Annotated in this window: 24 protein-coding genes and 5 tRNA genes; 23 read left to right on the forward strand and 6 right to left on the reverse strand. The window is 34.7% G+C overall.

Annotated features, from left to right (window positions below):
* From trpD to DFQ03_RS17840, 6 genes are all read right to left on the reverse strand, one after another.
* Window positions 1–996 (reverse strand): anthranilate phosphoribosyltransferase, encoded by a 996-nt coding sequence (gene trpD, locus DFQ03_RS17815; RefSeq protein WP_133674592.1) that lies wholly within the window; start codon window positions 994–996, stop codon window positions 1–3.
* Window positions 997–1,031: 35 nt separating this feature from the next.
* Window positions 1,032–1,595, reverse strand: a complete 564-nt coding sequence (locus DFQ03_RS17820; protein WP_133674593.1) for an anthranilate synthase component II — start codon at window positions 1,593–1,595, stop codon at window positions 1,032–1,034.
* A 1-nt stretch (window position 1,596) separates the two neighbouring features.
* Window positions 1,597–2,994, reverse strand: a complete 1,398-nt coding sequence (locus DFQ03_RS17825) for an anthranilate synthase component I family protein (RefSeq protein ID WP_133674594.1) — start codon at window positions 2,992–2,994, stop codon at window positions 1,597–1,599.
* A gap of 253 nt (window positions 2,995–3,247) precedes the next feature.
* Window positions 3,248–3,829 carry a YceI family protein gene (locus tag DFQ03_RS17830; protein ID WP_208295938.1) on the reverse strand — a complete coding sequence of 194 codons (582 nt, stop codon included), beginning with the start codon at window positions 3,827–3,829 and terminating at the stop codon, window positions 3,248–3,250.
* A 29-nt stretch (window positions 3,830–3,858) separates the two neighbouring features.
* Complete coding sequence (locus DFQ03_RS17835; protein ID WP_133674596.1) at window positions 3,859–4,491, reverse strand: NAD(P)H-dependent oxidoreductase; 633 nt, start codon at window positions 4,489–4,491, stop codon at window positions 3,859–3,861.
* Window positions 4,492–4,500: 9 nt separating this feature from the next.
* A complete protein-coding gene (locus DFQ03_RS17840) occupies window positions 4,501–4,947 on the reverse strand; it encodes a MarR family winged helix-turn-helix transcriptional regulator (protein ID WP_133674597.1) in 447 nt (148 codons plus the stop codon).
* A 139-nt stretch (window positions 4,948–5,086) separates the two neighbouring features.
* Between DFQ03_RS17840 and DFQ03_RS17845 the strand changes: the two genes are divergently transcribed.
* From DFQ03_RS17845 to rpoB, 23 genes are all read left to right on the forward strand, one after another.
* On the forward strand, window positions 5,087–5,395 hold the full coding sequence (locus DFQ03_RS17845; protein ID WP_133674598.1) for a rhodanese-like domain-containing protein: 309 nt from the start codon (window positions 5,087–5,089) through the stop codon (window positions 5,393–5,395).
* 56 nt (window positions 5,396–5,451) lie between these two features.
* Entirely contained in the window at window positions 5,452–6,729 is a 1,278-nt protein-coding gene (locus DFQ03_RS17850) for a DUF2851 family protein (RefSeq protein ID WP_133674599.1), read from the forward strand.
* An 11-nt stretch (window positions 6,730–6,740) separates the two neighbouring features.
* Window positions 6,741–6,968 carry a PspC domain-containing protein gene (locus tag DFQ03_RS17855; protein ID WP_133674600.1) on the forward strand — a complete coding sequence of 76 codons (228 nt, stop codon included), beginning with the start codon at window positions 6,741–6,743 and terminating at the stop codon, window positions 6,966–6,968.
* 3 nt (window positions 6,969–6,971) lie between these two features.
* Complete coding sequence (locus DFQ03_RS17860) at window positions 6,972–7,979, forward strand: potassium channel family protein (RefSeq protein WP_133674601.1); 1,008 nt, start codon at window positions 6,972–6,974, stop codon at window positions 7,977–7,979.
* A gap of 89 nt (window positions 7,980–8,068) precedes the next feature.
* Entirely contained in the window at window positions 8,069–9,757 is a 1,689-nt protein-coding gene (locus DFQ03_RS17865) for an alanine/glycine:cation symporter family protein (protein ID WP_133674602.1), read from the forward strand.
* Between the two features lie 8 nt (window positions 9,758–9,765).
* Window positions 9,766–10,635 carry a ComEA family DNA-binding protein gene (locus tag DFQ03_RS17870; protein ID WP_133674603.1) on the forward strand — a complete coding sequence of 290 codons (870 nt, stop codon included), beginning with the start codon at window positions 9,766–9,768 and terminating at the stop codon, window positions 10,633–10,635.
* Window positions 10,636–10,645: 10 nt separating this feature from the next.
* On the forward strand, window positions 10,646–11,815 hold the full coding sequence (locus tag DFQ03_RS17875; protein WP_133674604.1) for an acyl-CoA dehydrogenase family protein: 1,170 nt from the start codon (window positions 10,646–10,648) through the stop codon (window positions 11,813–11,815).
* 100 nt (window positions 11,816–11,915) lie between these two features.
* Window positions 11,916–12,110, forward strand: a complete 195-nt coding sequence (gene rpsU, locus DFQ03_RS17880) for a 30S ribosomal protein S21 (protein WP_036155953.1) — start codon at window positions 11,916–11,918, stop codon at window positions 12,108–12,110.
* A 97-nt stretch (window positions 12,111–12,207) separates the two neighbouring features.
* Window positions 12,208–13,098: a tyrosine-type recombinase/integrase gene (locus DFQ03_RS17885; protein WP_133674605.1), complete on the forward strand. Its 891-nt coding sequence runs from the start codon at window positions 12,208–12,210 to the stop codon at window positions 13,096–13,098.
* A gap of 47 nt (window positions 13,099–13,145) precedes the next feature.
* On the forward strand, window positions 13,146–13,448 hold the full coding sequence (hpf, locus tag DFQ03_RS17890; protein ID WP_133674606.1) for a ribosome hibernation-promoting factor, HPF/YfiA family: 303 nt from the start codon (window positions 13,146–13,148) through the stop codon (window positions 13,446–13,448).
* A gap of 103 nt (window positions 13,449–13,551) precedes the next feature.
* Window positions 13,552–13,625, forward strand: a tRNA-Thr gene (locus DFQ03_RS17895).
* 27 nt (window positions 13,626–13,652) lie between these two features.
* Window positions 13,653–13,734 (forward strand) — tRNA-Tyr (locus tag DFQ03_RS17900).
* A 47-nt stretch (window positions 13,735–13,781) separates the two neighbouring features.
* A tRNA-Gly gene (locus DFQ03_RS17905) sits at window positions 13,782–13,854 on the forward strand.
* 71 nt (window positions 13,855–13,925) lie between these two features.
* Window positions 13,926–13,997: transfer RNA gene (locus DFQ03_RS17910), tRNA-Thr, on the forward strand.
* 55 nt (window positions 13,998–14,052) lie between these two features.
* Window positions 14,053–15,240 carry an elongation factor Tu gene (tuf, locus tag DFQ03_RS17915; RefSeq protein ID WP_036155947.1) on the forward strand — a complete coding sequence of 396 codons (1,188 nt, stop codon included), beginning with the start codon at window positions 14,053–14,055 and terminating at the stop codon, window positions 15,238–15,240.
* A 100-nt stretch (window positions 15,241–15,340) separates the two neighbouring features.
* Window positions 15,341–15,416, forward strand: a tRNA-Trp gene (locus DFQ03_RS17920).
* Between the two features lie 55 nt (window positions 15,417–15,471).
* On the forward strand, window positions 15,472–15,660 hold the full coding sequence (gene secE, locus DFQ03_RS17925) for a preprotein translocase subunit SecE (RefSeq protein WP_036155945.1): 189 nt from the start codon (window positions 15,472–15,474) through the stop codon (window positions 15,658–15,660).
* Window positions 15,661–15,668: 8 nt separating this feature from the next.
* Window positions 15,669–16,220 (forward strand): transcription termination/antitermination protein NusG, encoded by a 552-nt coding sequence (gene nusG / locus DFQ03_RS17930; protein WP_133674607.1) that lies wholly within the window; start codon window positions 15,669–15,671, stop codon window positions 16,218–16,220.
* Between the two features lie 79 nt (window positions 16,221–16,299).
* Window positions 16,300–16,737 carry a 50S ribosomal protein L11 gene (gene rplK, locus DFQ03_RS17935; protein WP_027067854.1) on the forward strand — a complete coding sequence of 146 codons (438 nt, stop codon included), beginning with the start codon at window positions 16,300–16,302 and terminating at the stop codon, window positions 16,735–16,737.
* A gap of 18 nt (window positions 16,738–16,755) precedes the next feature.
* On the forward strand, window positions 16,756–17,445 hold the full coding sequence (gene rplA, locus DFQ03_RS17940; protein ID WP_133674608.1) for a 50S ribosomal protein L1: 690 nt from the start codon (window positions 16,756–16,758) through the stop codon (window positions 17,443–17,445).
* A gap of 25 nt (window positions 17,446–17,470) precedes the next feature.
* Window positions 17,471–17,986 (forward strand): 50S ribosomal protein L10, encoded by a 516-nt coding sequence (gene rplJ / locus DFQ03_RS17945; RefSeq protein ID WP_073247354.1) that lies wholly within the window; start codon window positions 17,471–17,473, stop codon window positions 17,984–17,986.
* Window positions 17,987–18,037: 51 nt separating this feature from the next.
* Complete coding sequence (gene rplL, locus DFQ03_RS17950; RefSeq protein ID WP_133674609.1) at window positions 18,038–18,415, forward strand: 50S ribosomal protein L7/L12; 378 nt, start codon at window positions 18,038–18,040, stop codon at window positions 18,413–18,415.
* Between the two features lie 132 nt (window positions 18,416–18,547).
* Window positions 18,548–22,357: a DNA-directed RNA polymerase subunit beta gene (rpoB, locus tag DFQ03_RS17955; protein WP_133674610.1), complete on the forward strand. Its 3,810-nt coding sequence runs from the start codon at window positions 18,548–18,550 to the stop codon at window positions 22,355–22,357.
* Window positions 22,358–22,419 lie beyond the last annotated feature (62 nt).

The raw sequence follows: 22,419 nt of genomic DNA on the forward strand, positions 1-22,419 counted from the left end.
TTAATTTTTACTCAACCCTTGTATTTTTTTCAAAGCAGTTAATCCGTGTCCGCCCAATAAAGATTCCTTGGCTTTTTCAAAACCTTCTAAAGGCGTGAGTTTATTTACTGTAGCAATAGCAATACCGGCATTGGCACACACCACATTGTTCTGTGGTTCGGTACCCTTTCCTTGTAAAACATTTAGGAAAATTTGCGCAGAAGTATCAATAGCATCACCGCCAACGATATCACTTTGTTTAATTTGTTTCACACCAAAATCAGATGGTTTTAGCATGCTTTCTGTATGGTTGGAAATAGTTTTAGTGCTTCCTGTTAAAGAAATTTCATCATACCCATCTAAAGCATGTAGAACGGTGAAATTCTTATCGGTTTTTTGATATAAATATCCGTACATACGGGCAAGCTCTAAGTTGAAAACACCTACCATTTGATTTTTAGGAAAAGCAGGATTCACCATAGGTCCGAGCATGTTGAAAAATGTTTTTACGCCTAAATCTTTACGAATAGGAGCTACATTTTTCATGGCAGGATGAAATAGAGGGGCGTGCAATACACAAATGCCCGCTTCATCGATACATTTTTCGAGAAAGCCTGCATCGTTGCTAAATTTTATTCCTAGAAATTCCATCACATTACTACTGCCACATTTAGAAGATACACCGTAATTACCATGTTTGGTAACTTTTACTCCCGCACCTGCAGTAACAAAAGAGGCAAGAGTAGAAATATTAAAAGTGTCTTTACCGTCACCACCAGTACCACAAAGGTCAATAGGGTTGTAGGCAGACAGATCTACTGCTAAGCACAAATCTAACAATGCATCTCTAAATCCTTCTAATTCTTCAATAGTAATGCTACGCATCATATAAACGGTTAAAAATGCCGCAATCTGACTCGTATTGTAATCACCTTTAGCAATATTTACCAAAATGCGTTTAGCATCTTCTTTAGAAAGTATTTCGTGGTTTATAAGTTTATTTAGTGTCTCTTTCATTTTGTAATACTATATAGTTGGTTGTTAAGGCTAGTTTAAGCGTTCAACCAATTTTCTAACATTTTTTTTCCTTGTGGAGTAAGCACAGATTCTGGGTGAAATTGCACCGCACTTACATCATAAGTTTTATGGCGGAGCGACATAATTTGTCCGTTTTCGTCTAAAGAAGTAGCTTCTAAAACTTCTGGTAAATCAGGATTCACCACCCAAGAGTGGTATCTGCCTACTTCAATTTCATTTGGTAGCCCTTCAAAAATAATATCATCTTTTGTGATTTTTATTTTAGTTGCAATACCGTGATAAACTTCATCTAGGTTTATTAGCGAGCCACTAAATACTTCGGCAATGGCTTGTTGCCCTAAACAAACACCGAATATACTTTTGGTAGGTGCATATTTTTCGATGATTTGTTTTAATAATCCGGCTTCATCGGGAATACCAGGACCAGGAGAAAGTACGATTTTATCAAAAGCATCAACCTCTTCTAGTGTTAGTTGGTCGTTACGTTTTACAATAACCTCGCAACCTAACTCTTCTAAATAATGCACTAGGTTATAAGTGAAACTATCGTAATTGTCTATAACTAATATTTTCTTCATCTTATATGTCTTCAGCTATTTCTAATGCCTTGGTCAAAGCGCCTAGTTTGTTATATGTTTCTTGTAGTTCGCTTTCTGGATTTGATGCAGCGACCAATCCGGCACCAGCCTGATAATGTAGTTTATGATTTTTACTTAAAAAAGTTCTGATCATAATCGCATGGTTGAAATTTCCATAAAAATCCATAAAACCTATAGCGCCACCATAATACCCGCGACTTGTTTTTTCATATTTTTCTATAAGTTGCATGGCCATGTGTTTTGGAGCGCCACTTAAGGTACCGGCAGGAAAAGTGTCCGCTACCACTTTCATGGTAGAAGTGTCACTTTTTTTCATTCCGGTTACCTTAGAAACTAAGTGAATTACATGAGAGAAAAACTGTACTTCTCTATAGTTTTCTACCTGTACCACACTACCATTTCTACTAAGGTCGTTACGGGCAAGATCTACTAACATTACATGCTCACTATTTTCTTTATCGTCGGTCTTTAATTCTTTGGCAAGTTGTGCATCTTGTTCATCGTTTCCAGTTCTTTTAAAAGTGCCAGCTATAGGGTGAATTTCAGCTTTACCATCGCTAACGATCAATTGTGCTTCTGGCGAACTACCGAATATTTTAAAATCTCCATAATCGAAATAGAATAAATAAGGCGACGGATTTACGGAACGTAACGCTCTATATACATTAAACTCGTCACCTTTAAAACCTTGAGAAAAACGACGGCTTAAAACCAATTGAAACACATCGCCACGCTGACAATGTTTTTTAGCTAATTCAACTTGTTCTCTATATTCTTCATCTTCTAAATTAGATGCTCTATCGCCTTCTATTTTGAAATTATATGTAGCAAAATTTCTAATACTTAACAGTTGCTCCAATTCAGGAATGTTATTCTCTGTATTATAGCAATGGGCAAAAAGATAAGCTTCGTTCTTATAATGATTTATTGCAATAATATTTTGATAAACAGCATAGTAAACATCAGGAATATGAACCGAGTCATCTTTAACCGATATATCTATATCTTCAAAATAGCGTACGGCATCATAAGCCAAATAGCCAAACAAACCATTATTAATGAATTTAAAGTCATTTGTATCGGCCTTGAATGTTTTACTGAACGTATCAATAATATCAACAACATTAGTATCTGCCGTATTTTGAATTTCTTCAACTGCACCATCAGGAAACTGCTTTGTAATTATTTCTTTATCCACTTTAATAGATGCAATAGGGTTACAGCAGATATAAGAAAAGCTATTGTTATTGGCATGATAGTCACTACTCTCTAATAAAATACTATTTGGAAAGCGGTCTCTAATTTTCAAATAAACGCTTACCGGGGTCATGGTATCGGCAAGAATTTTTTTGTGATATGTCTTAAATTGATAGGTCATAGGTACTTTTATAAAATAAAGAAGGCTTGTCGTGATGACAAGCCTTTATATAGTTTTACTACAATGATGCTTTTCTCACGATGTTTTTCGTAAGTTGTTCCACCACCAAGTATTTGCGATTAAATTTTTCATTGAGCATCAAATATAAAAAGGAAATTTAAACTATCAAACTTTACCTAGTCAAAAATAAAAATCCCTTTGAATATATCTCAAAGGGATTTTAAATTGTTGTAATTCGAATTTTTAAAAACGATTATAGTGCTAAGTCAACCACTAAATCAAAATCATCATAGATAGCTTTATCTCCAAGGTTATCAAAAAAGCTTCCAGAACCATACTTGATGTCATATTTTGTTCTATCAACTTTAACAGTTGCAGTAGCCTTATTTTCAAACATAGAAACCACTAAGGTTACTGGCTTTGTAATACCTTTAATAGTTAAATCTCCTGTAACAGTATATGAGTTATCATTCATCGCTTTAACAGTAGTGAAAACCAACTTAGAAGTTGGGTTACTTTCAACACCAAAGAAATCAGCAGACTGTAAATGACCTTCTAGTTTTTCTTTTCCTTGACCTGCTTCTAAGTCAGTAACGGTAATTGAAGTCATATCAACAACAAATTCGCCACCGGTTAATTTTTTTCCGTTCATTTCTAAATGACCAGATTTTAGGTTGATGCTACCATTGTGTGCTCCGGTAACTTTGTAACCTTTCCAAGTAACGGTACTCTCGCTAACTTTAATTTCTTTTTTTTCGCCATCAATTGGTGTAGAGGCTGTAGCATTAAATCCAAATACAGCTACGAATGCTAAACTTAATAATGATTTTTTCATGTTTCTAATTTTAAATGATTGTGTTTAATTTATATATGTGTAATAATTTGTTCTTTAGAATATCTAACCTTAAGGTAATTTTGGGTGTCATCTTCAGCGGATCTATAGCCAACAGCTAAAACTACCGCAGCATTTAAACCTTTGTCGGTAAGACCTAAAATTTCATTGTACTGAGCTTTATCAAAACCTTCCATGGGGCAGGTGTCAATTTCCATTTCAGCGGCTATGGTCATTAAATTACCTAGTACAATATAGGCTTGGTTAGATGTCCAGGCATTCTTGTGAGCATCAGATAGACCTAAAAGAGTAGATTTCATAGTTTGCGAAAATCCTTCCAGGTCATCTTTAGATAGTCCTCTAATAGCCATGATGTTGGCAATGTAATCGTCAATCATAGTGACGTCAAAAGTAGGTTTATTAGCTAAAACTATAACATATGATGCATCTGTTATTTGAGATTGATCATAAGAAGCCGCTCTAAGTTTTGTTCTGGTATCGGTATCTTCAATAACAAAAAATTCATAGGGCTGTAAACCATAAGAAGAAGCTGTTAGTCTACCTGCATTTAATAAGGTTTCTAAATTCTCCGTGCTCACTTTTTTAGAGCTGTCGAATTTTTTGGTGGCATAACGCCAGTTTAATTTATCTAATACTTTATTCATTGCTTTTAATTAAAATTTATTTAATAGATCATTGAGTTCATGTAATTCGGTTTCTTCAAAGTTTTTAAGTATTCTCTTCTCTGCATCAAAAAGTATTCTATCAATTTTATTCAGCATATTTAAGCCGCCTTCTGTGATTACTATTTCAACCTTTCTTCTGTTATTAATACAAACAGTTCTATTGACAAAGCCTTTTAAAATTAATTTATCGACCAGGCGCGTAGTGTTACTCATTTTAGTGACCATGCGCTCATTTATAGTAGAAAGATTAGCAGGTTTGCCATTTTGCCCTCTTAGAATTCGTAAAACATTAAACTGTTGAATTGAAATGTCAAAAGGTTTGAGAACCGTTGCTATTTCTTCGTCAATTTTATTTGCAACCAATGCTATATGAATTAATGTCCGTTTTGGCAACGGCATTCTTTGGTTTGTTTTAATAATTTCTTCTACATTCATGTCAATACAATAATTGTATATACAAATGTAATTCTAATTTTGATATTCTGTTTAATAGATTGATTAAATTTTTGTTAAAAAAATAGGAGAGAATCAGATAAAGAAAAATCGATTATTTTTACAATATATAATTTATACTATGGCAGATTTATCACAACAAGATTGGGAAGAACAATTAGAGAAAGATACTAATGCAGTAATTCTCGATGTAAGAACAGAAGAAGAAATAGAAGAAGGTATTATTCCGAATTCTATAAATATTGATATATACAAAGGTCAAGAGTTTGTAGCAGACCTAGAGAAATTAGACAAAACAAAAAACTACTACGTGTATTGTAGATCTGGTGCAAGAAGTGGTCAGGCATGTGCGATAATGAAAAGTTTAGGTTTTGATAAAGCATTTAACCTTCAGGGAGGTTTTATGAATTGGGAAGGAGAAACGGCTTAATTTTATTTCTTTCAGAAAATAGACCCACTTAACTGCGGGTTTTTTATTTTTATAAAATGAAGGAAGATTTGCTTCATTTTATATGGAAGTACAAAAAATATCCCATAAACCAACTCGTATCTACTTTTGGTGAGGAGATACACGTGGTTTCAACGGGTATGCATAATCATTTAAGCGGACCAGATTTTTTTAATTCTAAAATAGAATTGAACGGGCAATTGTGGGCTGGTAACGTAGAAATTCATATAAAATCTTCAGACTGGTATGCGCATCATCACCAAGATGATGTTAATTATGACAATGTAATATTGCATGTTGTATGGGAAGACGATATCTCGGTATACAGAAAAGATGGAAGTGAAATTCCCACTTTATCATTAAAAGAATATATACCGTTAATGGTGCTAAATACCTATCAAAATCTTTTTAATAGTAAGAATTACAAATTCATTAATTGTGAAAATGAGTTTAATGAAGTTGATGAATTTATAAAAAACAATTGGTTAGATAGATTGTTTGTAGAGCGTTTGGAACAGAAATCGATTTTTATTAAAGAGCTATTAGATTATACGAATAATGACTGGGAGCAAGTATTGTTCTTAATGCTTTTAAAAACTTTTGGGTCTAAAATAAATAGAGAAGCATTTATAGAAATAGGCAAATCAATTGACTTTTCAATAATTAGAAAATTAAATGATAAACCCCTTCAAATGGAAAGTTTGTTTTTAGGTCAAGCAAATTTACTTGGTAGCACTTTAGAAGACGATAAGTATTATAGCGAGTTGAAAAAGGAATATCAATTTTTAAATCATAAGTTTAATTTGAGTCCCGTATTCAAGTCTCCGGAATTTTTTAGGTTGAGACCATCAAATTTTCCTACAATTAGATTAGCACAGTTAAGCGCTATATATGCTAATAACAATAATTTATTTCATGCATTAATTGAAAATAACGAGCCTAATTTTTCTGATATTTTAAAATCGGGAACAAGCAAGTATTGGGATACTCATTTTAATTTCGGTAAGATTTCAAAAAAGAGCAAAAAGGGAATTTCAAATTCATTCTTAAACCTGTTGGTGATAAACACTATAATACCGCTGAAGTTTGCTTATAGCCGTTATAAAGGAGGTTTAGAAAATGAATTATTTCTAAAAATGATGTCAGAAATTAAAAAAGAAGAAAACAGTATTATAGCTAACTTTGGTAAATTGGGAATATCAATTAAAAGCGCAAAAGATTCTCAAACATATCTACAGCTATACAATAACTATTGTACAAAAGACAAATGTTTAGATTGTGCTGTAGGGGCTTCTTTAATGAATGTAAAAGTCTAATTTTATACCCCATGAACCTATTTTACAAAATATTGCATTATTTTCAAAAGAGAGGGTATGAGGTTTGTGGTAGAATTGCCGAACGTTTAGGTATACGGGCAAGAGTTGTAAGAACATCGTTCATTTATCTCACTTTTGTGACCGTAGGCTTCGGATTTGCACTTTATTTATTTCTGGCTTTCTGGCTTAGAATAAAAGATTTGATTTATACGAAACGAAATTCTGTTTTTGATTTGTAATATATGATGCAATTATTTCGGTCTAAAATTTATTTGGCATTGGCATTAATGCTAATGGTTTTGACATTCGGTGTACTTGGCTACAGAATTGTTGCCGACTATTCTTGGGTCGATGCTTTTTATATGACCATAATTACGGTAACCACCGTAGGTTTTTCAGAGGTTAGACCCATGGGACCTGCAGGAAAGATATTTACCATAATTCTTATTGTTACAAGTGTGTTTATAGTTGGTTTCGCTATATCTATAGTTACCGAATACTTACTCTCTAGAAACTCAGTTGAACTGCTAAAAAAGAAAAAAATGAAGAATGCCATCGAAAATTTAAATCAGCATGTTATCGTCTGTGGTTTTGGGCGAAATGGTATGCAGGCTGCTGAAAGGTTGAAAGCTTATAAAAGACCCTTTGTAGTCATTGAGAAAGATAAAGAGGTAATAGAACGATTTGAAGAAGGTGTTTTATTTGTCGAAGGTGATGCAAATGATGATGATGTACTAATGGAAGCTGGTATTGAAAGGTCTCAATATTTAATTGCTACCTTACCCGATGATGCTGCAAATTTATTTGTTGTTCTTTCTGCCAGGCAAATGAAAAAAAATCTTTTCATTATAAGTAGGGCCTCATTGGTCAATTCTCAGAAGAAGTTATTTTTGGCAGGAGCGAATAAAGTTATTATGCCAGATAAAATCGGGGGTGATCACATGGCATCTTTGGTGGTTATGCCAGATCTTATCACATTTATGGATAAGCTTTCAATGGAAGGTGAGCATACGACTAATCTAGAAGAGGTAGCTATTGAAGATTTTGCTAATCAAATAGACTGTAATTCGTTGAGAGATTTAGATTTACGTAGAAAAACCGGTTGTACTATAATAGGTTATATTTCTCCGGATGGTGAGTATATTATAAACCCAGAAGCTGATATGAAATTACAGCCGAAAAGTAAGGTCATAGTATTGGGCAGACCTGAACAAATAAAGATATTGAACGAAATGTTCAATATCGAATAATTATCTTTCTGTCGTTTATATTTGATTGCATCCATTATTTTTAAGATATTGCTAGACTAACTAACTAATTCAAAATAAATTTTAAACTTATGAAGTATAAACTTCTAACCCTGTTTACGTTTTTATTTCCCTTTTTAATTTTTTCTCAAGAAGTAGGATTAGATCAACAAATAGATCAAGCCTTTAAGCCTATTTCAGATTTCTTCTCAGCAGTTATTTTCTTCAATGTTTGGCATGACCCAGATATACCATTTGTTTTAGTATTATTGGTAGGTAGTGCTATGTTCTTCACTTTATATTTTGGTTTTCCTAATATTAGATTTTTTGGAAAGGCCATTAATACTGTTCGTGGTAAGTATGAAGATATTGAAAAACATGGTGCGCAGAATCTTTATGGTGAAGATGGTATAGCACAAGGTCAAGATTTATCGAATGTTGACATAGAGGATCATCTTGTAAGTATGGAGAATGATCTTGCTATTGATGGTGATATCATTGATACGATTAGAGATGAAAGTTCAGACGGTGAGGTAAGTCATTTTCAAGCTTTGGCAACTGCGGTTTCAGGTACGGTAGGTAATGGTAATATAGCAGGTGTTGCATTAGCAATTGCACTTGGTGGACCAGGAGCTACTTTTTGGATGATTGTTTGCGGTCTTCTTGGTATGTCAACAAAGTTTGTTGAATGTACACTAGGAGTTCAATATAGAGATGTAGGCGAAGATGGTACCGTTTATGGCGGTCCTATGTATTACATAAGTAAAGGATTAAAAGAAAGAGGTTTCAAAAATTTGGGTAAAGTTGCTGCTGTAATTTTTGCGATTTTTTGTATTGGAGGCTCTTTTGGCGGTGGTAACGCTGCCCAATCTAACCAGGCAACAATCGTTATAAAAGAACTATTTAACTGGCAAAGTACTGCTGCAGGGGCAATAGTTGGTCTTGTATTAGCTATTCTTGTAGGTGTTATTATTATAGGCGGTATTAAGCGTATAGCCCAAGTAACAGAAAAAGTTGTTCCATTCATGGCTGTTATGTATGTTGTTGCTTGTTTGTATATCATTATAAGTAATTATTCATTAGTAGATAACGCTATTGCATTAATTGTAGATGAGGCGTTTAAACCAACTGCAATTGGAGTGGGTAGTCTAATAGGTGTATTGTTGGTAGGTTTTAAAAGAGCGGCATTTTCAAATGAAGCTGGTGCAGGTTCTGCTTCGATTGCCCATTCTGCTGTAAGAACAAAATATTCTGCTTCTGAAGGTTTGGTAGCATTATTAGAGCCTTTTATTGATACCGTTGTTATCTGTTCAATGACAGCAATAGTAATTATCATCTTTAATTTTGGAGGAGCCTTCACCTATGGTGGTGATGGTACTGGTTCTGTATTAATTGATGGTGTTCCTTACGAAGGTGCTGGTATTACTGCTGTAGCTTTTGCGGAATATATTCCTTATTCAAATGTATTTTTAACTATCGCCGTGGTATTATTTGCAGTATCTACAATGATATCTTGGTCTTATTATGGACTACAATCTTGGAAATTTTTATTCGGAAGAGGTAAAACGGCAGATATGGTTTATAAATTATTGTTCTGTACGTTTATTGTTATTGGTGCAGCAGCAAGTATGAAATCTATTTGGGATTTCTCAGATGCCATGATATTTGCAATGGTATTCCCCAATATGGTAGGTCTATTCTTTTTATTCCCAGTAGTGAAAAAGCAATTGAACAGATACCTAGATGCGATCAAATTGAAGTATGACGCTATAGAAGATTAAAATTTAACATGAGTTCATTTAAATCCCACTTCACGTTGAATAAACAAGAACGAAGTGGGATTTTCTTTTTGCTATTTTTTCTGATAATTGTTCAATTAGGGTATTATCTATATCAAACTAATGTAGCAGGTCAGTCTTCACCTTTTGCACCTGATAATGTTGTGCAGGCCGAAATCGATTCTTTAAGGACTATTAGCCTTAAAAAGGATACGGTTCATGTATATCCATTTAATCCGAATTTCATTACTGATTTTAAAGGCTATACACTTGGTATGTCGGTTGAGGAAATAGATAGATTACATGAATTTAGAACGAAAGATGAATTTGTCAATACTACATTAGAATTTCAAAACGTTACTAAAGTTTCAGATTCATTGCTTAAAATTATCGCTCCATTTTTTAAATTTCCAGAATGGACCCAAAATAAGAAAAGGAAAACTTACAATACGTCAACCTCTAATTATAAGGTTAAGAACGTTATTTGGAAAGATTTGAATACGGCAACAGCCGAAGATTTAAAAAAGATTAGTGGAATAGGGGAGAAGTTATCGGCTAGAATAATAAAATTTAGAGACCGCTTGGGAGGTTTTTTAATCGATGACCAATTATTTGATGTTTATGGTCTCGAGGTAGATGTCGTTGCAAGAGCTCTAAAGCAGTTTAAGGTGATAACGAAACCAAATATTATAAAAATAAATGTAAATACCGCAACGGCAGAAGAATTGGCTAAATTGATATATCTGCAAAAACACGTTGCTGAGAGCATAGTAAATTATCGTAATCTCAACGGAAGTATCAATTCTTTGAACGATTTAGTGAAAATTGAGGAATTTCCGGCAGAGCGTATTAATAGAATTGCTTTATATTTGTCATTATAAAAAAAACGCTATGCAAAGTATGTACTTCACAGAAGAACATCAATTATTTAGGAACAGCCTAAAAGATTTTTTACAGAAAGAAGTGGTCCCACATATTGATAAATGGGAAGAAACTGGAACAATTGAAAGGTTCATTTGGAAGAAATTTGGTGATATGGGCTATTTTGGTCTCGCAACTCCTGAAGAAGATGGTGGTCTTGGACTTGATCTTTTTTATACCATTATTTTTTTAGAAGAATTACAAAAGATAAATTCTGGCGGATTCGCAGCTGCAATGTGGGCTCATGCATACTTGGCAATGACACATTTAAATAAGGAAGCAGATTCTTTTTTAAAGGAAAAGTACTTGCGGCCAAGTGTTAATGGCGATAAAATCGGTTGTCTTTGTATATCAGAACCTTTTGGTGGTAGTGATGTCGCTGCGATGAGAACCACGGCTGTAAAACAGGGTGGTCATTATGTATTAAATGGTTCAAAAACATTTATTACCAATGGTGTATATGCAGACTACATGATTGTAGCGGCAAAAACAAGTCCTGAGTTAGGTAATAAGGGTATCAGCATTTTTGCAGTAGATAGAAATAGTGAAGGTGTAACTGCAAATAAATTGAATAAACTAGGTTGGAGAGCATCAGATACAGCCGAGTTGGCATTTGATAATGTAAAAATCCCATTGGAGAATCTTATGGGAGATGAAAACATGGGCTTTTCGTATATAATGGAGCATTTCTCCTTAGAAAGATTGGTAATGGGTGTTAACGCCCACGCTAGGTCAGAGCATGTTTTAGATTATGCTTTAAATTATATGTCAGAAAGGGAGGCTTTTGGTAAGTCTATCAATAAATTTCAGGCATTAAGACACCGTGTGGTGGATCTACATGCCGATATAGATATGTGTAAAGAATATAATTATTCTGTTGCATATCGTTTAGATAAAGGTCAGTATGTAGTTAAAGAGGCGACTATATCTAAATTAAAATCTACAAAAGTTGCTGATGAGGTAGCTTATGAATGTTTACAGTTTTTAGGTGGTTACGGTTATATTGAAGATTACCCAATGGCACGTAATTTTAGAGATAGTAGGTTAGGACCGATTGGCGGTGGTACATCAGAGATTTTACGAGAAATCATTTCTAAAATCATCATAGATAAGAAAGAATACAGACCAGCTACAGTGTAGCTATTTCAATTAAAATTTTAAAAATCAGTTTAAAGGTTGCCGATTTGAATATAGTTCTTATATTTGCAGCCTTAATCATAAAGAAAGGAGGTTGTAGCCCATGTTAATAATACCAGTAAAAGAAGGAGAAAACATCGATAGAGCTTTAAAACGTTTCAAACGTAAGTTCGATAAGACAGGTACAATGAGACAGTTGCGTAAGCGTCAGCAGTTCAATAAGCCATCAGTTGTTCGTAGAGCACAGATACAAAAAGCAGAATATATTCAAGGTCTAAGAGATCAAGAAGAAGTTTAGACTTTGTAATAGAAAATAGAAAATAGAAAATCCCGCAATTTGCGGGATTTTTTTTGTCCAAATTTCAACAAACACAAAACTTTGATACCTTTAGAATATGTTTTTGACAGAGTTTATTTCTTATTTAACGTTAGAGAAAAATTATTCTAAGCATACTGCGAGGGCGTACGAGAATGATATTCTTGAATTTAGTGGTTTCTGCTTTTCAAATTATGATATCAACGATATTGATATTGTAGCATATGACATAGTTCGATTTTGGATTGTTAATTTGTCGGAAAGAAAAATCAACAATAGATCTATAAATAGAAAAGTATCGTCATTAAAAGCTTATTTCAAGTTTCTTCAAAAAATAGAGGTAACAGAAATTAATCCGTTGAATAAGCATAAGGCTTTGAAGACTGCAAAGAAAGTCGAGATTCCTTTTTCTGAGATAGAAATGGAAAATGTGCTATCGCAAATAGAGTATAAAGATGATTTTGAGGGTATAAGAGATGAATTGCTAATACATGTTCTGTATGTTACCGGTATGCGTAGGGCAGAGGTTATAGCATTGAAAGTGTCAGATGTAGATTTTGAAACAATGACTATTAAAGTCTTAGGTAAGCGTAATAAAGAGAGAATTATACCGATGCTAGCAGAAAGCAAAGAAAAATTTAATGAATATCTCTTAGAGCGTAAAAAACTGAATGAGGTGATTGACAATAAATTTATGTTCTTAACGAAATCAGGTAATAAATTGTATGAAACTCTTGTTTATAGATTAATAAAAAAGTACTTTAGAGAGGTGTCCTCAAAGGTGAAGACGAGTCCGCACATTCTTAGGCACACCTTTGCTACGCATCTTTTGAATAAAGGTGCAGATTTGAATGCTGTTAAAGAGTTGTTGGGTCATTCTAGTTTGGCTTCTACCCAAGTGTACACACATAACAGTATTGTGGAATTGAAAAAGGTTCATGCAAGGGCTCATCCAAGAGGAAACAAATAATAATTGTAGAATCAGGCTAAATTCTTAAAGCCATAAATTTTCTGAGTATGAAAGTAAATACGCAATCGGTAAATTTTAATGCAAACGATGAGTTGATTAATTTCCTTCAAAATAGGCTTGATAAAGTGGAAACCTTTTATTCTAAGGTGATTAGCTCTGATGTTTATATGAAAGTTGAGAATACAAGTGCCAAAGAGAATAAAATAGTTGAAATAAAAATTACGGTTCCAAAAGATAAATTTATAGTAAAAAAACAATGTAAATCATTTGAAGAGGCTGTAGACTCAGCCTGTAGTTCGTTGGAACGCAGGCTAATAAAACAAAAAGAGAAATTAAGATTACAAGCTTGATAAAAATTTTTCAAAATTTGTTTTGAATAAACAAAAAATACTATACATTTGCAGTCCGTTAGAAATAGCGGGCTTTTTTATGACAGAAAAAGTCGTGAAATAAGCCGATGTAGCTCAGCTGGCTAGAGCAGCTGATTTGTAATCAGCAGGTCGTGGGTTCGAGTCCCTCCATCGGCTCTTAAGTTCTTTAAAATAATAGTTTGAGGGGAGATACTCAAGCGGCCAACGAGGGCAGACTGTAAATCTGCTGACTACGTCTTCGCAGGTTCGAATCCTGCTCTCCCCACAATACTATTTTTTAGAGGGTTTTATTGAAATATTGTAATATTATAAGCGGGAGTAGCTCAGTTGGTAGAGCGTCAGCCTTCCAAGCTGAATGTCGCCGGTTCGAACCCGGTCTCCCGCTCTATAAATTTGACAGTAATGTCATCCCTGCGAAGGCAGGAATCTATCTTTTGGGTGGGTTCGACACTTTACGCCGGTGTAGCTCAGGGGTAGAGCGTTTCCTTGGTAAGGAAGAGGTCACGAGTTCAATTCTCGTCATTGGCTCAATTAAGGTATAAATTTGTACACTAATATAAACTAAGAATAAAATACATTAAACATGGCAAAGGAAACTTTCGATCGTTCCAAACCGCACTTAAATATAGGTACTATTGGACACGTGGATCACGGTAAAACTACATTGACTGCTGCTATTACTACTGTTTTGGCAAATGCAGGTCTTTCTGAATTGAGAAGTTTCGATTCTATCGATAACGCTCCTGAGGAAAAAGAAAGAGGTATTACAATTAACACATCACACGTAGAGTATTCTACAGCTAACCGTCACTATGCACACGTTGACTGTCCTGGTCACGCGGATTATGTGAAGAACATGGTTACTGGTGCTGCTCAAATGGATGGTGCTATATTAGTTGTTGCTGCTACAGATGGTCCTATGCCACAAACACGTGAGCACATCTTATTGGGTCGTCAGGTTGGTATTCCAAGAATCGTTGTATTCATGAACAAAGTGGATATGGTTGATGATGAGGAGTTGATCGAGCTTGTTGAAATGGAAGTAAGAGAATTGCTTTCTTTTTATGAGTATGATGGTGATAATGGACCGGTAATCGCTGGTTCTGCATTAGGTGCATTGAATGGTGAGCAAAAGTGGGTTGATACTGTAATGGAATTGATGGCTGCTGTTGATGATTGGATCGAGCTTCCTAAAAGAGATGTTGATAAGGATTTCTTAATGCCTGTTGAAGATGTATTTACTATTACTGGTCGTGGTACTGTTGCAACTGGTCGTATAGAAACTGGTATAGCTAACACTGGTGATCCTGTTGAGATTATTGGTATGGGTGCTGAGAAATTGAACTCTACTATTACTGGGGTTGAAATGTTCCGTAAGATATTAGATAGAGGTGAGGCTGGTGATAACGTAGGTATCTTGTTAAGAGGTGTTGAAAAATCTCAAATTAGCCGTGGAATGGTAATCTGTAAGCCAGGTTCTGTTAAACCGCATGCTAAATTTGAAGCTGAGGTTTATGTATTGAAAAAAGAAGAAGGTGGTCGTCATACACCATTTCATAATAACTATCGTCCTCAGTTCTACGTAAGAACAACGGATGTAACAGGTAATATTGCACTTCCTTCAGGAGTTGAAATGGTTATGCCTGGTGATAACTTAACAATTACAGTTGAATTGATTCAGCCAATCGCATTAAGCGTAGGTCTTCGTTTCGCTATCCGTGAAGGTGGTAGAACAGTAGGTGCTGGTCAAGTAACTAAGATTATAGATTAATTTTAATCTAAAATAGGTATTGTATATAAGGGTGTCTTGCTCAAGCGGGACACCTTTACATGCAAATAATAGAATAGGTGATTTAATAATCGCTATTTATACGGGTGTAGCTCAGTTGGTAGAGCACTGGTCTCCAAAACCAGGTGTCGGGAGTTCGAGTCTCTCCTCCCGTGCCACAATAGAATTTGGAATATAGGTATCCTATTTGTTGAAATTGTAAAAAGAATTTAAATGTTCACATATATAAAAGAATCCGTTGAAGAGTTGAGGAATAATGTTACTCTTCCATCACGTGCAGAATCATCTAACTTGATGGTTATTGTAGCTGTGTTTTCTATCCTTTTTGCCTTGGCAACTTGGGGAGTAGATACGGTCTTTAGTAAAGTGATTAAATCTTATTTCAACTTCGTATTAAACTAGATAGGACTATGTCAGAAGTATTGGATAAAAAATGGTACGTTGTAAGAGCTGTCAGTGGTCAAGAGAATAAGATCAAAGGATATATTGAGAGTGAGGTAGAGCGTCATGGTTTCTCTGACTATTTAGAAGATGTTCTTGTTCCAACTGAAAAGGTTATTCAGATTAGAAATGGCAAGAAGATAAATAAAGAAAGAGTTTATTTTCCTGGGTATATCATGATCAAAGCCAATTTAGGTGGAGAGATGGTTCATATTATTAGGTCTATAACAAATGTTATAGGTTTTTTAGGGGAAACAAAAGGAGGGGATCCTGTTCCTTTGAGAAAAAATGAAGTAAATAGAATGCTTGGTAAGGTAGATGAACTAGCTGTTAATACAGATAGTGTTTCTATTCCATTTGTGTTTGGTGAAACGGTAAAAGTAATTGATGGTCCTTTTAATGGCTTCAATGGTACTGTTGAGAAGATAAATGAAGAAAAACGTAAGCTTGAAGTTATGGTGAAAATTTTCGGAAGAAAAACACCTTTGGAGCTTAGTTATATGCAAGTAGAAAAAGTATAAGTATTTAGAGTAAGTGTTACATACATATAATTAAAGTAGTGTTGCTTCCGTAAACACACTTTCAATTTAATTTTAAACAATGGCAAAAGAAATAGGTAAAGTAGTTAAACTACAAGTTAAGGGAGGTGCAGCGAATCCATCGCCACCGGTTGGACCTGCCTTAGGAGCTGCTGGTGTTAACATAATGGAATTCTGTAAGCAATTTAATGCTCGTACGCAGGACAAACCAGGTAAAATTTTACCAGTTGTTATCACCGTTTACAAGGATAAGTCTTTCGACTTCGTTGTAAAAACTCCACCGGCGGCAATTCAGCTATTGGAAGCGGCTAAGATTAAAAAAGGATCTGGCGAACCTAACAGAGTAAAATTAGGTAGTGTTACCTGGGACCAAATCAAGGCAATCGCCGAAGATAAAATGGTTGACCTTAACGCATTTACAGTAGAATCTGCTATGAGTATGATAGCGGGTACTGCACGTTCTATGGGTATGAAGGTAGCAGGAAAGAAACCTTTTTAAAATCTTAAAAGTAATTAAATGGCAAAGTTAACTAAGAAGCAAAAAGAAGCGCATTCTAAAATAGAGAAAGATAAATTATACTCTGTTACAGAAGCTTCAGCTTTAATTAAAGAGATAACCAATACAAAATTTGATGCATCTGTAGATTTAGCGGTTCGTTTGGGTGTAGATCCAAGAAAAGCTAATCAAATGGTACGTGGTGTAGTTACACTACCTCATGGTACCGGTAAAGATGTTAAGGTTTTGGCTTTGGTAACACCAGACAAAGAAGCAGAGGCTCAAGAAGCAGGTGCTGACTATGTTGGTTTAGATGAGTATTTGGAGAAAATTAAAAGCGGTTGGACAGATGTTGATGTTATCATCACAATGCCAAGTGTAATGGGTAAATTAGGTCCTTTAGGTCGAGTATTAGGTCCAAGAGGTTTGATGCCTAATCCAAAAACAGGAACTGTAACTATGGATGTAGCTAAAGCTGTATCTGAAGTAAAGGCAGGTAAAATAGATTTTAAAGTTGATAAAACTGGTATCGTACACGCTGCGATAGGTAAAGCTTCTTTTTCTGCTGATAAGATAGCAGATAATGCTAGGGAGTTGTTAGATACTTTGAATAAGATGAAGCCAACAGCGGCAAAAGGTGTTTATATGAAAACAATTTTCATGTCTAGCACTATGAGTCCTAGTTTGCAATTAGATCCAAAGTCAGTTTAACAACTGGTAGTTAAAAATTAAAAGTATGACAAGAGAAGAAAAAGCAACGGTTATAAAAGATTTGACTACGCAGTTGGCAGATAGCACCACAATTTATGTGGCTGATATTTCAGGTTTAGACGCAGGTACAACTTCTGATTTAAGAAGAGCTTGTTTTAAAGCAAATATTAGACTAGCTGTAGTTAAGAATACATTGCTTGCAAAGGCAATGGAAGCTTCAGAGAAAGAATTTGGCGAATTACCAGAAACATTAAAAGGGAATACATCTCTTATGTTTTCTGATGTAGCCAATGCTCCTGCAAAATTGATAAAGAATTTTAGAAAAAAATCTAAGAAACCTTTATTAAAGGGTGCTTTTGTTGAAGAAGCAATTTACATAGGTGATGAAAACTTGGATGCTTTAGTTAGCATTAAGTCTAAGGAAGAAATGATTGGTGAAATAATTGGATTGTTACAATCTCCAGCCAAGAATGTTATTTCTGGTCTTAAATCTGGTGGTGGAAAAATCGCTGGAATCCTAAAAACATTATCTGAAAGATAAGTACGCACAATAAACTAAGTATATTTTAAAAATTTTATTAAACGATAGAAAATGGCAGATTTAAAAGATTTCGCAGAACAATTAGTAAACTTAACAGTTAAAGAAGTAAACGAGTTAGCTGATATATTAAAAGATGAATACGGTATTGAGCCTGCAGCAGCAGCAGTAGCGGTAGCTGCCGGTGGTGGTGGTGAAGCTGGTGAAGCAGCAGAAGAAAAAACTGAATTTGATGTAATTTTGAAAGCAGCAGGTGCTTCTAAATTAGCAGTTGTTAAATTGGTTAAAGAATTAACTGGTTTAGGTTTGAAAGATGCGAAAGATATCGTTGATAGCGCACCAAAAGCTGTTAAAGAAGGTGTTACTAAAGATGAGGCAGAAGGTATCAAAAAATCATTGGAAGAAGCTGGAGCAGAAGTTGAGCTTAAATAATAGCAACAACCATATTACTTTTGGTTTAGGTCTTCTCGCTTTTTGCGGTTAGACCTAAGCCTTTTTATAGAATTAGGTATATTAAGATGTATACTACTCATTTAGTACTCACGATCAAAACACTGTCCGTAGATGTTCACAAATAATACTGAAAGAATAAGCTTCGCTTCCGCAAGAAACACACCGGATTACCCGGATTTCTTAGATATTCAGATTAAATCTTTCCAAGACTTTTTTCAACTAGAGACTAAATCAGATGAAAGAGGTAATGAAGGTCTTTATAATACCTTCATGGAAAACTTTCCAATCACTGATACTAGAAATCAGTTTGTATTGGAATTTTTAGATTATTTCATAGATCCACCAAGATATTCTATTCAAGAATGTATCGAACGTGGTCTTACATACAGCGTTCCTTTAAAAGCACGTTTGAAATTGTATTGTACGGATCCTGAACATGAGGATTTCGAGACAATTGTACAAGATGTGTATTTAGGTACGATTCCTTATATGACGCCGAGTGGTACTTTCGTTATCAATGGTGCAGAAAGGGTAGTTGTTTCTCAGTTACACCGTTCTCCTGGTGTATTCTTTGGACAGTCATTTCATGCAAATGGAACAAAATTATATTCTGCAAGAGTAATACCTTTTAAAGGTTCTTGGATAGAATTCGCTACCGATATTAATGGCGTTATGTATGCTTATATCGATAGAAAGAAAAAATTACCGGTAACTACATTGTTCAGAGCTATTGGTTTTGAGCGTGATAAAGATATATTAGAGATTTTTGACCTTTCGGAAGAAGTGAAGGTTTCTAATGCCGGACTTAAAAAAGTACTTGGTCGTAAATTAGCGGCTAGAGTTTTGAATACATGGCATGAGGATTTTGTTGATGAGGATACTGGTGAGGTAGTATCTATTGAGCGTAATGAAATCGTTTTAGATCGTGATACGATTCTAGAGAAAGAGCATATTGCTGAGATTATAGATGCAGATGTAAAAACTATTCTTTTACATAAAGAAAATAATGCGCAATCTGATTACGCTATAATTCATAACACATTACAGAAGGATCCAACAAATTCAGAAAAGGAAGCTGTTGAGCATATCTACCGTCAATTACGTAATGCTGAGCCGCCAGATGAGGAAACAGCACGTGGTATAATCGATAAATTATTCTTCTCTGATCAACGTTACAACTTAGGTGAAGTTGGTCGTTATAGAATGAACAAGAAATTACAGTTGGATATTGGAATGGATAAGCAAGTCTTGACCAAAGAAGATATCATAACTATTATTAAATATTTAATTGAGTTAATTAACTCAAAAGCTGAGATTGATGATATTGACCACCTTTCTAATCGTCGTGTTAGAACTGTAGGAGAACAATTATCTTCTCAATTTGGTGTTGGTCTTGCGCGTATGGCAAGAACAATTCGTGAGCGTATGAACGTTCGTGATAACGAAGTATTTACACCTATAGATTTGATTAATGCTAAGACATTGTCTTCTGTTATTAATTCTTTCTTTGGTACGAACCAGTTATCTCAGTTTATGGATCAAACGAATCCATTAGCAGAGATTACGCACAAAAGAAGGTTATCGGCATTAGGCCCAGGTGGTTTGTCAAGAGAACGTGCTGGTTTCGAAGTACGTGATGTTCACTATACGCACTACGGTCGTTTATGTCCTATTGAAACTCCAGAAGGTCCGAACATTGGTTTGATATCTTCATTATCTGTGTTTGCGAAAGTAAACCCTATGGGCTTCTTAGAGACTCCTTATAGAAAAGTAACTGATTCTGTTGTTGATTATAAGAACTTTACTTATTTAAGTGCAGAAGAAGAAGAGGGAATGAAAATTGCGCAGGCAAACATTCCTATGAAAGAAGATGGCACTATTGATGCGGAAAAGGTTATTGCTAGAGAAGAAGGCGATTTCCCTGTTGTTGATCCATCTGAAATTCAATATACTGATGTTGCTCCTAATCAAATTGCATCTATATCTGCATCTTTAATTCCTTTCTTGGAACATGATGATGCGAACAGGGCATTGATGGGATCTAACATGATGCGCCAGGCAGTTCCTTTATTGAAACCACAATCACCGATTGTTGGAACAGGTTTAGAGCGTCAAGTTGCTTCAGATTCTAGAGTCTTGATTAATGCAGAAGGTGATGGTGTTATAGAGTATGTAGATGCTCAGAAAGTTACTATCAAATATGATAGAACTGATAACGAAAGGTTGATTAGCTTTGAAGATGATAGCAAAACTTATTTCTTAGTTAAGTTTAGAAAAACTAACCAAGGAACGAACATTAACCTAAAACCAATTGTTCAAAAAGGTGATAGAGTTAAGAAAGGTCAAGTTCTTTGTGAAGGTTATGCAACTGAAAAAGGAGAATTAGCACTAGGTAGAAACTTAGTGGTAGCTTTTATGCCTTGGAAAGGTTATAACTTTGAGGATGCAATTGTAATATCTGAAAAAGTTGTTCGTGAAGATATATTCACATCTATACATGTTGATGAGTATTCTTTAGATGTTAGAGATACTAAATTAGGAGCTGAAGAGCTTACACATGATATACCGAATGTTTCTGAAGAGGCTACCAAAGACCTTGATGAAAATGGTATGATTAGAATTGGTGCAGAGGTTAAGCCTGGTGATATTCTAATTGGTAAGATTACTCCAAAAGGTGAATCTGATCCAACTCCTGAAGAAAAATTATTACGTGCTATTTTTGGTGACAAAGCTGGTGATGTAAAAGATGCGTCTTTAAAAGCTTCACCTTCTTTAAGAGGTGTTGTTATTGATAAGAAATTATTCTCTAGATCGGTAAAAGATAAGAGAAAACGTTCTGAAGATAAAGAGGAACTTTCTAAATTAGAATTAGAATACGAAGTGAAATTCCAAGAATTGAAAGATGTTCTTGTTGAGAAATTGTTTACTATAGTAAATGGTAAAACTTCTCAAGGTGTTCTTAATGATTTAGGTGAAGAAGTATTACCTAAGGGTAAGAAGTATACGATGAAAATGTTAAATTCTGTTGATGATTTCGCTCACTTAGTTGGTGGAAGCTGGACTACAGATAACGATACAAATTCATTAGTAGCAGATTTACTTCATAACTATAAAATTAAACTTAACGATTTACAAGGTAACTTGAGAAGAGATAAGTTTACCATATCTGTTGGTGATGAGTTACCAGCTGGTATTATGAAGTTGGCTAAAGTTTATATTGCTAAGAAGCGTAAGCTGAAAGTTGGTGATAAAATGGCAGGTAGACACGGTAACAAAGGTATTGTATCTAGAATAGTACGTCATGAAGACATGCCATTCTTAGAAGATGGAACTCCGGTTGATATCGTTCTTAATCCATTGGGTGTACCTTCTCGTATGAACATTGGTCAAATTTATGAAACCGTATTAGGTTGGGCAGGTCTAAAGCTTGGTAGAAAGTATGCAACGCCAATTTTTGATGGTGCTACATTAGATCAAATTAATACTTACACCGACGAAGCAGGTATTCCAAGATTTGGACATACATACTTATATGATGGTGGAACTGGACAACGTTTTGATCAACCTGCAACAGTAGGTGTAATTTATATGTTGAAACTTGGTCACATGGTAGATGATAAGATGCATGCACGTTCTATAGGACCATATTCTTTAATAACACAACAACCATTGGGTGGTAAAGCTCAATTTGGTGGTCAGCGTTTTGGAGAGATGGAAGTATGGGCACTTGAAGCATATGGTGCATCTGCAACTTTACGTGAGATTTTAACGGTTAAATCTGATGATGTTATCGGAAGAGCTAAAACCTATGAATCTATCGTTAAAGGTGAAACTATGCCTGAGCCTGGTTTACCAGAATCTTTCAACGTTTTAATGCACGAACTTAAGGGATTAGGTTTGGATATTAGACTTGAGGAATAGTTCAATATTTTATATTCAAGAACTATTAAGTAAAACAAATTAAAACATTATCAGCACGCTAT

The sequence above is a fragment of the Maribacter caenipelagi genome (assembly GCF_004364175.1).
Classification (GTDB): domain Bacteria; phylum Bacteroidota; class Bacteroidia; order Flavobacteriales; family Flavobacteriaceae; genus Maribacter; species Maribacter caenipelagi.